This window comes from Desulfitobacterium sp., from assembly GCF_035539115.1.
Classification (GTDB): Bacteria; Bacillota; Desulfitobacteriia; order Desulfitobacteriales; family Desulfitobacteriaceae; genus Desulfitobacterium_A.
In genome coordinates, this window is sequence record NZ_DATLJA010000014.1 from 1 (window position 1) to 8,916 (window position 8,916).

9 protein-coding genes are annotated in these 8,916 nt (G+C 47.8%); 8 read left to right on the top strand and 1 reads right to left on the bottom strand.

Features of this window, described 5'->3' with window-relative positions; genetic code table 11:
- The first annotated feature begins 164 nt into the window (after positions 1 to 164).
- From VM640_RS02205 to tsaD, 8 genes are all read left to right on the top strand, one after another.
- Complete coding sequence (locus VM640_RS02205) at positions 165 to 1,202, top strand: homoserine dehydrogenase (protein WP_325389469.1); 1,038 nt, start codon at positions 165 to 167, stop codon at positions 1,200 to 1,202.
- A gap of 126 nt (positions 1,203 to 1,328) precedes the next feature.
- Positions 1,329 to 3,494 (top strand): Tex family protein, encoded by a 2,166-nt coding sequence (locus VM640_RS02210; RefSeq protein WP_325389470.1) that lies wholly within the window; start codon positions 1,329 to 1,331, stop codon positions 3,492 to 3,494.
- A 312-nt stretch (positions 3,495 to 3,806) separates the two neighbouring features.
- Positions 3,807 to 4,718 carry a DMT family transporter gene (locus VM640_RS02215; RefSeq protein WP_325389472.1) on the top strand — a complete coding sequence of 304 codons (912 nt, stop codon included), beginning with the start codon at positions 3,807 to 3,809 and terminating at the stop codon, positions 4,716 to 4,718.
- Between the two features lie 31 nt (positions 4,719 to 4,749).
- The gene (locus tag VM640_RS02220) at positions 4,750 to 5,874 is read left to right on the top strand and encodes an amidohydrolase (protein ID WP_325389482.1); all 1,125 of its coding nucleotides are present in this window, start codon (positions 4,750 to 4,752) and stop codon (positions 5,872 to 5,874) included.
- 4 nt (positions 5,875 to 5,878) lie between these two features.
- A complete protein-coding gene (gene tsaE, locus VM640_RS02225) occupies positions 5,879 to 6,370 on the top strand; it encodes a tRNA (adenosine(37)-N6)-threonylcarbamoyltransferase complex ATPase subunit type 1 TsaE (protein ID WP_325389474.1) in 492 nt (163 codons plus the stop codon).
- A gap of 24 nt (positions 6,371 to 6,394) precedes the next feature.
- The gene (gene tsaB, locus VM640_RS02230) at positions 6,395 to 7,117 is read left to right on the top strand and encodes a tRNA (adenosine(37)-N6)-threonylcarbamoyltransferase complex dimerization subunit type 1 TsaB (protein ID WP_325389476.1); all 723 of its coding nucleotides are present in this window, start codon (positions 6,395 to 6,397) and stop codon (positions 7,115 to 7,117) included.
- A gap of 7 nt (positions 7,118 to 7,124) precedes the next feature.
- Positions 7,125 to 7,607, top strand: a complete 483-nt coding sequence (rimI, locus tag VM640_RS02235) for a ribosomal protein S18-alanine N-acetyltransferase (RefSeq protein WP_325389478.1) — start codon at positions 7,125 to 7,127, stop codon at positions 7,605 to 7,607.
- 12 nt (positions 7,608 to 7,619) lie between these two features.
- On the top strand, positions 7,620 to 8,642 hold the full coding sequence (gene tsaD, locus VM640_RS02240; protein WP_325389484.1) for a tRNA (adenosine(37)-N6)-threonylcarbamoyltransferase complex transferase subunit TsaD: 1,023 nt from the start codon (positions 7,620 to 7,622) through the stop codon (positions 8,640 to 8,642).
- Between the two features lie 82 nt (positions 8,643 to 8,724).
- On the opposite strand, the gene VM640_RS02245 is transcribed toward tsaD, so the two are convergent.
- Positions 8,725 to 8,916 (bottom strand): hypothetical protein (locus tag VM640_RS02245; RefSeq protein ID WP_325389480.1); only part of this gene is annotated, 192 nt, incomplete at its 5' end.

Genomic DNA, 8,916 nt, shown 5'->3' on the forward strand with positions numbered 1-8,916 from the left:
ACTCTAAGTGCAACCAGCGGTTTTCGCTTTCCTACGATGAATGCGGTTAAGTTCGGCAGGATAAGGCGACTAAGGCCACCGCTTTGGCGCTGACCAAGTCTTCTATATCGCAAAGCTCGGCGAAAGCCGGGTTTTCTTTATCCGACGACAAAGGAGGAGATATATTGAAAAATTCAGCGCTGACGATTGGCCTTCTGGGCTTGGGAACTGTGGGGCAAGGTTTAATCGAAGGAATTCGTTTGAATCGAATGGAAATGGAGCAGAGGCTAGGAGAACGTTTAATCATTAAACAAGCTCTTGTAAGGGATATGGATAAAGAACGCCCGGTCCAGGGTGTGAGTTTAACGAAAAACCCCCAAGCTATTTTAAATGATCCAGAAATCGATTTAATTGTTGAGGTTATGGGGAATGAACATCCCACCTATGCTTATGTAAAACAGGCGCTCTTAAATGGTAAGCATGTGGTGACGGCAAATAAGCTCTTATTAGCCAAGCATGGCGTTGAATTGCAAGGGTTGGCCCGTCATCAAGGGGTTTACTTGCTTTACGAGGGCAGTGTTTTAGGAGGAATCCCTATTCTACGGACAATTCAGCATGGCCTTTCTGGAGATCGGGTGGAAGAGGTTCGCGGAATTCTCAATGGCACGACCAATTTCATTCTGACGCAGATGGTTGAGTCAGGTCAGAATTATGAATCGGCTCTGAAGTTAGCGCAGGATGCAGGTTATGCGGAGAGTGATCCGACGATGGACGTAAGCGGCTTAGATGCGGCGTGTAAGTTGGTCATCCTTTGTCGGGAATGTTTTCAGATGAATATACGGATCGAAGATATTGAACTATCCGGCGTCCAAAAAATATCAACCGGAGATATTAAAAGAGAGCTGGCGCAAGGAAAGGTTCCTAAATTAGTCGCTCAGGCGAGAGTCATTCCTTTGCAGAACGTATCAAGCCATGATTCCGAGCAGAGACTTAAGGCTAAGGTTGGAGTCGAATGGGTTGGCAAGGAGGATGTCTTAAGTCAAGTCTCTGGGGTAGATAATGGGTTATCGTTAAAGACAAGATTGGTGGGCGAGCTTTTTTGGAAAGGCCCGGGAGCTGGAGGCCTCGCGACTGGTGGAGCTGTCCTTTCAGACGTGTTAGAAGTAGCTAGTCGTGTTTTGTTGGCAAGAAACCAGTATCAAACACGGAATCAAGGGTATTGATTTTTGCAGCAAACAAGCTCTCACAAGCAGGGGGCTTGTTTTCCTTTTACTGCCTTTGCCCTTAGTTTTTTACGCCAAAGGTGTTATAATTAAAAACTGAGAACTTTTACAGGGAGGGTTTATCCATTGGAATTCGCTTCATTAATCGCTCAAGAACTGAGTTTAAAACCGAGTCAAGTTAAAGAGGCTATTCAATTGCTTGATTCGGGGAATACGATTCCTTTTATTGCCCGGTACCGCAAAGAAGTGACTGGGGAACTAGATGAGAATGAGCTGCGTAGTATTGTTGAACGCTTGGAATATCTCAGAAATTTAGACCAACGGAAAACGGAAGTGCTCCGTTTGATCGAGGAACAGGGAAAGCTTACCGAAGAGCTAGCCGCCCAAATCATGAAAGCACAGATTCTTCACGAGGTGGAAGACCTCTACCGGCCATATAGGCAAAAACGCCGGACCCGAGCTACGATTGCGAAGGAAAAAGGTCTGGAATCTCTGGCAATGTGGATTTTGGCGCAAGCCCCCGTCGGACGGCCGGAGGAGGAAGCTCTAAACTATATCAATCCTGAGCTCGGTGTTTCGACGGCTGAGGAAGCTTTAGATGGCGCTTCCGATATTCTAGCAGAGATCATTTCTGATGATGCGAATTTGCGGAAAAGAATTCGCGCAACGACCTTTCGCTTGGGAGATATTGTCGCATCCTCTAAAAAGGCGGATGAACGCTCTCCCTATGAGATGTATTATGATTATCGGGAACTCGTGCGTAAAATTCCACCGCACCGGATCCTGGCCTTAAACCGAGGTGAAAAAGAGGACTTTCTAGCGGTTAAAATTGAAGTCCCAGTTGAAGAGGTTTTACGGCTAATCCAGGCTGTTTATGTTAAGGAAGGACCCTGTGCTGCTTTTGTTGATCATGCTACTGAAGATGCTTATAAACGCTTAATTGCTCCTTCGATTGAGCGGGAGGTGCGCGGAGAACTTTCGGAAAAAGCGGAAGAACAAGCCATCAAGGTGTTTGCGGCAAACCTGCGTCAGCTCCTCTTACAGCCGCCAGTCCGAGGGAAAGTTGTACTTGGACTCGATCCAGGCTTTCGAACAGGTTGTAAATTTGCTGTGGTTGATGATATCGGAAAACTTCTCCAGGTGGGTGTCATCTATCCCCATCCGCCTCAGAATAAAAGAGAAGAAGCTAAGCGGATCATTCACGAAGCGATTGAAAAATATCAGGTGGATATCTTAACGATCGGGAACGGAACCGCTTCGAGGGAAACTGAAGAAGTTGTGGCCGAGCTCCTCCAGGAAAGCGGACTTCATTCGGAGTATATCATTGTCAGTGAAGCAGGAGCTTCCGTTTATTCGGCCTCCAAACTTGCCGGAGAAGAATTCCCAGATTTCGATCTTTCCTTACGCAGTGCGGTTTCGATTGCCCGCAGATTGCAAGATCCCTTGGCCGAACTGGTCAAAATTGAACCAAAGGCGGTCGGCGTTGGGCAGTATCAACATGATGTTCAGCCTAAACGTTTAGACGAATCCTTACAAGGCGTGGTCGAATCGGTGGTTAATACAGTCGGCGTCGATCTCAATACTGCCTCGCTCTCCTTGTTACAACATGTTGCTGGTTTGAAGCCGACGATTGCCAAAAATATAGTGGCTTGGCGCGAGGAGAATGGCAAGTTCCATAAGCGTGCTCAGCTCAAGAAGATCCCGCGTCTCGGTGAGCAGACCTTTATTCAATGTGCAGGATTTATTAGAATCCCTGGTGGTGAGAATCCCTTAGAAAACACCCCGGTTCATCCTGAGTCCTACGCTCTGGCAGAAAATATTTTACAAAAGGCCGGTTTTGCTCTCGTTGATTTAAAAGATCATCCTGATGAAGTGAGACAAGCAATCTCTACCCTCAGGCCCGAAGAATTAGCAGAACAATTTAAGGCTGGGGTACCCACCGTTAAAGATATTCTTGATGCTCTCCAGCGTCCTGGCCGCGATCCCCGGGAGGATCTTCCTCGACCGAAACTTCGTCGGGATGTGACGCATCTTGAGGATTTAAGCGAAGGTATGATTCTGGAAGGAACCGTTCGGAATATCGTGGATTTTGGTGCGTTTATTGATCTTGGAGTCAAACATGATGGCCTGGTGCATATTTCCCAAATCAGCCAGAAGTTTATTAAACACCCGATGGAAGTTTTGTCTGTGGGCGATATCGTTAAAGTGCGGGTGCTGAGCATTGATAAAGCACGAGAGCGGGTTGGCCTCTCTATGAGGGACATCCCGGAAAACGCCCAGGTTTCAATCTAAACCATAAAGACCCGAAAGAGTAACTTTTCGCACAGGAGTGAGCGATTTGCGGCGGAAGGCGTTATAGGAAACGAACGAAGCTTCCGAAGCGAAGCGTGCCAGTGGTTCACTGCAGGTATTACCCTGAGGTTTGGCAAAGCTGCTTCGGAAGCGAGTGAGACAGCCCTGGAGTGCTAAGAGAACAGATGTGCAAAAAGCTACATGACCCTAGCTTTTTTTGTCTACTGGTGCTGAGCATTTGCAAAGGTCTAATGATAGGTAATAAACTTTATATTTAGCGTGGCTTACGATTGTCGAGAGGAGAGATCAAGGGTGTTAGACGCGGAAAACAAAAAGGAAATAATCGGAGTAGGAGCAGTCTTACTCTCGGCCGTCTGCTTTGCCATGACCTCTATCTTGATTAAAACTGCCTATACTTTGGATTTAAGCCCGTTACAGATTCTAGCTCTCCAATCCTGGATCGCTTCTTTGTTGCTTCTACTTTACGGCTTGCTTTTTGATCGCAAAATTTTCAAGCTCTCCAAACGAAACACGCTCATTTTAGCGTTTCAGGGTATAATCGGAAGTTTAGGAACGAGTGTACTCTTTGCCTATGCCTTGCTCTATTTACCTGTTTCGATGGCGACACTTCTGCTCTACCTCTATCCGGTGCTGGTCATGGGCGCAGGAGTTATCTTTTTGCATAAAAAGGTTGGAGTAAAGGAGAAAATCGCCTTGGTTTGTACCTTGGCGGGGACGACTCTGGCTAGTGGAGTCTTTTCTGGGGTGGGAGGGATCCCTTTAGAGGGTATACTCCTGGGGATCGCTGCTGCTGTCGCCTACGCGAGCTTTAATGTCGTAGGGGAAGTCGCCTTACAAGAGGTTTCTCCGCTGACGGCGATGTGTTATGCACAATGGTTTTCTTCGCTGGGGTTAATTCTCTATCTTAAAGGAAATGTTTTTCAGATTCCTTGGTCTAGCCCGGGAGTTTGGGGGATTGGAATCGCTTTAGCAACCATCGCTTCAATTCTTCCCTTTTACTTAATCTTGGTTGGAATTCAAAAAATCGGGTCAGATAAAGCGGCTATTTTAAGTACCTTCGAGTTACCTGTAACCTTTATAATGGCTGCACTTATCTTAAAGGAAATTCCCAATCTAGCCCAATGGGTTGGCGGTGGAGTTGTCCTAGGTGGGATTATTTTGCTTAATTGGAGGAGTTCACGTGAATGCGAACAAACACGCTAGTTTATTAATTCAGAATGGCCGGATTAAGACCATGGCTGGTCAGGAATTTATCGGGAGTATCTGGATCGAAGAGGGGAAAATCAAGGCTCTCGGAGAAAAGATCGAGGTGCCTTCAGAAGTTAAAAAAATTGAAGCAGCGGGGAAATGGGTACTGCCCGGATTTATTGATGCGCATACCCATGTCGGAATTGGGGAAGAAATTTATCAAATAGAAGGGGACGATTTGAATGAATTGACGGATCCCCTCACTCCAGAGATCCGAGCGATCGACGGGATTAACCCAGAGGATGAAGGGTTCAGGGATGCTCGTTTAGGGGGAGTAACGACCGTATTTTCTACTCCGGGAAGCGGCAACGTGATCGGCGGCACAGGTGTGGTGCTCAAAACTGTCGGTAAAATCGTCGATCAGATGATCGTACGCGAGCCTGCGGGGTTAAAAGTCGCCTTCGGAGAGAATCCAAAAGGCGTGTATGGCGAGCAGAAGAAAATGCCAATGACTCGGATGGGGACGGCTGGGCTTTTACGTCAGGCCCTCGTTGATGCTCAAACCTACCTGGAAAAGTGTGAAGAAGGAAAAGCGGATCCGGAGAAAAAGCCAGAGCGGGACCTAGGCCTGGAAAATATCGTCCGGGTCTTAAAACGCGAGATACCATTACGTGCGCATGCTCACCGCAGCGATGACATCATGACAGCGATTCGGATTGCCCGAGAGTTTGACGTCGATTTAGTAATTGAACATTGCACGGACGGTCATAAGATTGCCGAGGAATTAGCGGAATATGGGTATCCGGCCGTAGTGGGACCATCATTGGTTAATCGAGCCAAGGTTGAGTTAAAAGATAAATCTTTCAAAACCCCAGGAATCTTAGCACGAGCTGGGGTGAAAGTTGCGATCATCACCGACCACTCAGTAACCCCGATTGAGCGACTTCCTTTATGTGCTGCTATGGCAGTTAAAGAGGGAATGGATCCCGAGGAGGCGCTGAAGGCGATTACGATTAACCCTGCAGAAATCCTAGGGATCGCGGATCGCGTGGGTTCCTTAGAAGTGGGCAAAGATGCGGACCTCGTGATCTGGAGTGAGCATCCCTTCGTGTTACAAGCGGAGCCTGAGGTCGTAATCATCAATGCTCAAATCGTGAAACCGGAAGGGTGAACCTATGGATTATGTGTTTAAAAGTCAGAGTAAAGAGGCAACCCTAAAGCTAGGTCGTTCTCTCGGAAACGTTTTGCAAGGGGGGGACATCCTCTGCCTAGCGGGGGATCTGGGTGCGGGTAAAACCGCCTTAGCGCAAGGAATTGCTGCAGGGTTAGGTATATCGGCAGTGGTGACTAGTCCAACCTTTACCTTAATCCAGGAATACGCTGCCTCGTCTCAAGGCAAATCCCTTCGGCTCGTTCATATGGATCTCTACCGTTTACAGCACCCGGAAGAAGTTGAAGTGATTGGCGTCGAAGATGCCTTTCAAATCGATGCAATCTGCCTCATTGAGTGGCCGGAGATTGCTAAAGACTATCTCCCCGAGGATCGGCTAGATATTCTGATTCAAGGAAGTGGGGAGGATACCCGTGTTCTGACGTTTCAGTTCCAAACAGAGGGTTGGCAGAAACGACTTGAACAGGTATTATCTGAGTATCCCCAGAGAGGATAATTAGGAAGAGGTTAGGATAAAACGATGAAGTATCTCACGATTGATACAACCACGAAAGTGACGGCTCTCGGTCTGGGAGAAGAGGGACAACTTGTTGCTGAAGGCTTTTTGCATACCGCTAAGACGCATTCCGAGCGGTTGATTCCGATGCTTGATCAGTTACTAGGGGCGGCGGCTTGGAAACTTCAGGATCTGGATTTTATCGGAGTCGTGCGCGGACCGGGCTCGTTTACAGGTATACGTATTGGGATTGCCTCAGCTCAAGGTTTAGCTGAAGTTCTCCACCTGCCTTTGATTGGAGCAATCTCTTTGGATGCTTTAGCCTGGGCAGGTTATGGACGGAATGAAGCTATCGTACCGATACTCGATGCACGGAAAAATGAATGGTATACGGCTGGCTATTTTTGGGACCAGGACTCGCAAAGGCCGGATTGCCGAGTCCAGCCTCGGGCAATTGATCCCCAACGTTGGCTCGATGAATGTGCATGCTTAGACCGTCCGGTTCTATTCATTGGCGATGCTGTTTCCCGTTATACTGAGCTGATCTTAGAAAGATTGGGGGAGCGCGCCGTACTCCTACCCGATTACCTGGCCTTGCCGAGAGGTGCCTTTGCCGTTCAGGAGGTTTGGCAACGCTGGCTCGAGAAACCACAGGGCGAAAGTGTGGCACCCCATTACCTTCGACTTTCCGAAGCCGAGGTGACTTGGGCAAAAAAAGAGGAGGCGCGACTTAAGAACAATGGATAGCATCGGAATGAGTAAACAACCGTTAGCACAGGCCATTGTTCGTCCGATGAAGGAAGATGACCTTGATCGCATCATGAAAATTGAACAGGCTTCTTTTCCAACCCCTTGGTCGCATCATGCCTTTTTAACGGAATTGAAGGATAATGAATATGCCCGCTATTTCTGCCTCGAACAGGAGAATCAAGTGATCGGCTATATGGGCTTATGGTTTATTTTAGAGGAGGGGCATATTACGAATGTTGCGATCGATCCTGAGTTTCGGGGTCATCGCCTCGGGGAATTTCTGATGCGAACCGTCATGCGACAGATGCTGGCGGAGGGAATGGAACGGATGACTTTAGAAGTTAGAACAAGCAATTTCCCAGCCCAGCGGCTTTACGAACGTTTGGGTTTTGTACTGGCAGGAAGAAGAAAAGGCTACTATTCGGATAATCGAGAGGATGCCCTGATCATGTGGGCTGAACTTGATTCGATGGGAGCGAAGTGCTAGGAGGTGAGTCTAATCGCGAATTCAGATATTTTGATTTTGGGAGTAGAAACAAGCTGTGACGAGACTTCGACCGCAGTTCTTCGGAATGGGCAGGAGCTATTAAGCCATATCATTTCTTCCCAGATCAGTACGCATCAAAAATATGGCGGGGTTGTTCCAGAGATTGCTTCCCGGGAACATCTTTTACATTTCCAAGGGGTTGTGCAGCAAACCATGGCTGAAGCGGGAGTGACGTTCTCCGAGCTGTCGGGGATTGCTGTGACTTATGGACCAGGGCTGGTCGGGTCCTTGTTGGTTGGAGTCGCCGGCGCAAAGGCGATGGCCTATGCGGCAGGCGTGCCTTTAATAGGGATTAATCACTTAGAGGGGCATATCTATGCTAACTTCCTTAATACTCCGGATTTGACCTTCCCGTTGCTGGCCTTGCTCGTTTCGGGAGGACATACTCACCTTGTTTATTTTGAAGGTCATGGTCACTTTCAGGTATTAGGGCATACCCGTGATGATGCAGCAGGGGAGGCCCTAGATAAAATTGCACGTGCGTTAGGTTTAGGGTATCCCGGTGGCCCACAAATTCAAAAGGCTGCTTTAACAGGGAATCCTCAGGCATATGAATTTCCACGGGCGATGTTGGAACGTGGAAGCCTGGATTTCAGCTTTAGCGGAATGAAATCAGCGGTTCTGAATACATTGAATTCTGCCCGGATGAAAGGGGAAACCCTAAGCGTACCCGATCTGGCTGCTTCCTTTCAAGAGGCGGTAGTCGATGTATTGGTTCGGAAAGCCTTATTGGCTTTAAAGCGGACTGGAGCCAAAACACTCGTGCTCGCGGGTGGAGTTGCCGCTAACACCTTATTGAGAGAACGTCTGACTGAAGAGCGCCTGACGAGGGATATCCGCTTTGTGTATCCGCCCCCTATATTATGTACTGACAATGGGGCAATGATCGCAACAGCGGGCTATTATCATTATCTCGCGGGTGATTTTGCATCCTGGAATCTTAATGCTATTCCCGGACTAAATTTAACGAATTGAATTGGCGAATTATAGGTTATTCGATGCGTACCCAGAAGCAGGTTTGTCAACCCGCTTCTTTTTTTCATACTTATGGCATACTTTATTGCTGGGACTTTCGGGCAAAGGGGCAAAAAGTGTTCTGTGGATAGAAAAGACTGTGGACAATGTGGATAAGTCTGTGAATAACTGCAAAAAGCGAGTTTGAAGCTGCAGCTAGAAAATGGAGATAGCGGATAACTTTATACACAGGGGCTGTGGATAATGTGGATAAGTTAGCTAAATCCAGTTTTTT

Excerpts from the sequence above, each read along its gene's own strand:
- rimI (WP_325389478.1), top strand. The coding sequence starts at position 7,125 with ATGAGTAAACAACCGTTAGCACAGGCCATTGTTCGTCCGATGAAGGAA.
- tsaE (WP_325389474.1), top strand. The coding sequence starts at position 5,879 with ATGGATTATGTGTTTAAAAGTCAGAGTAAAGAGGCAACCCTAAAGCTA.
- tsaB (WP_325389476.1), top strand. The coding sequence starts at position 6,395 with ATGAAGTATCTCACGATTGATACAACCACGAAAGTGACGGCTCTCGGT.
- VM640_RS02220 (WP_325389482.1), top strand. The coding sequence starts at position 4,750 with ATGGCTGGTCAGGAATTTATCGGGAGTATCTGGATCGAAGAGGGGAAA.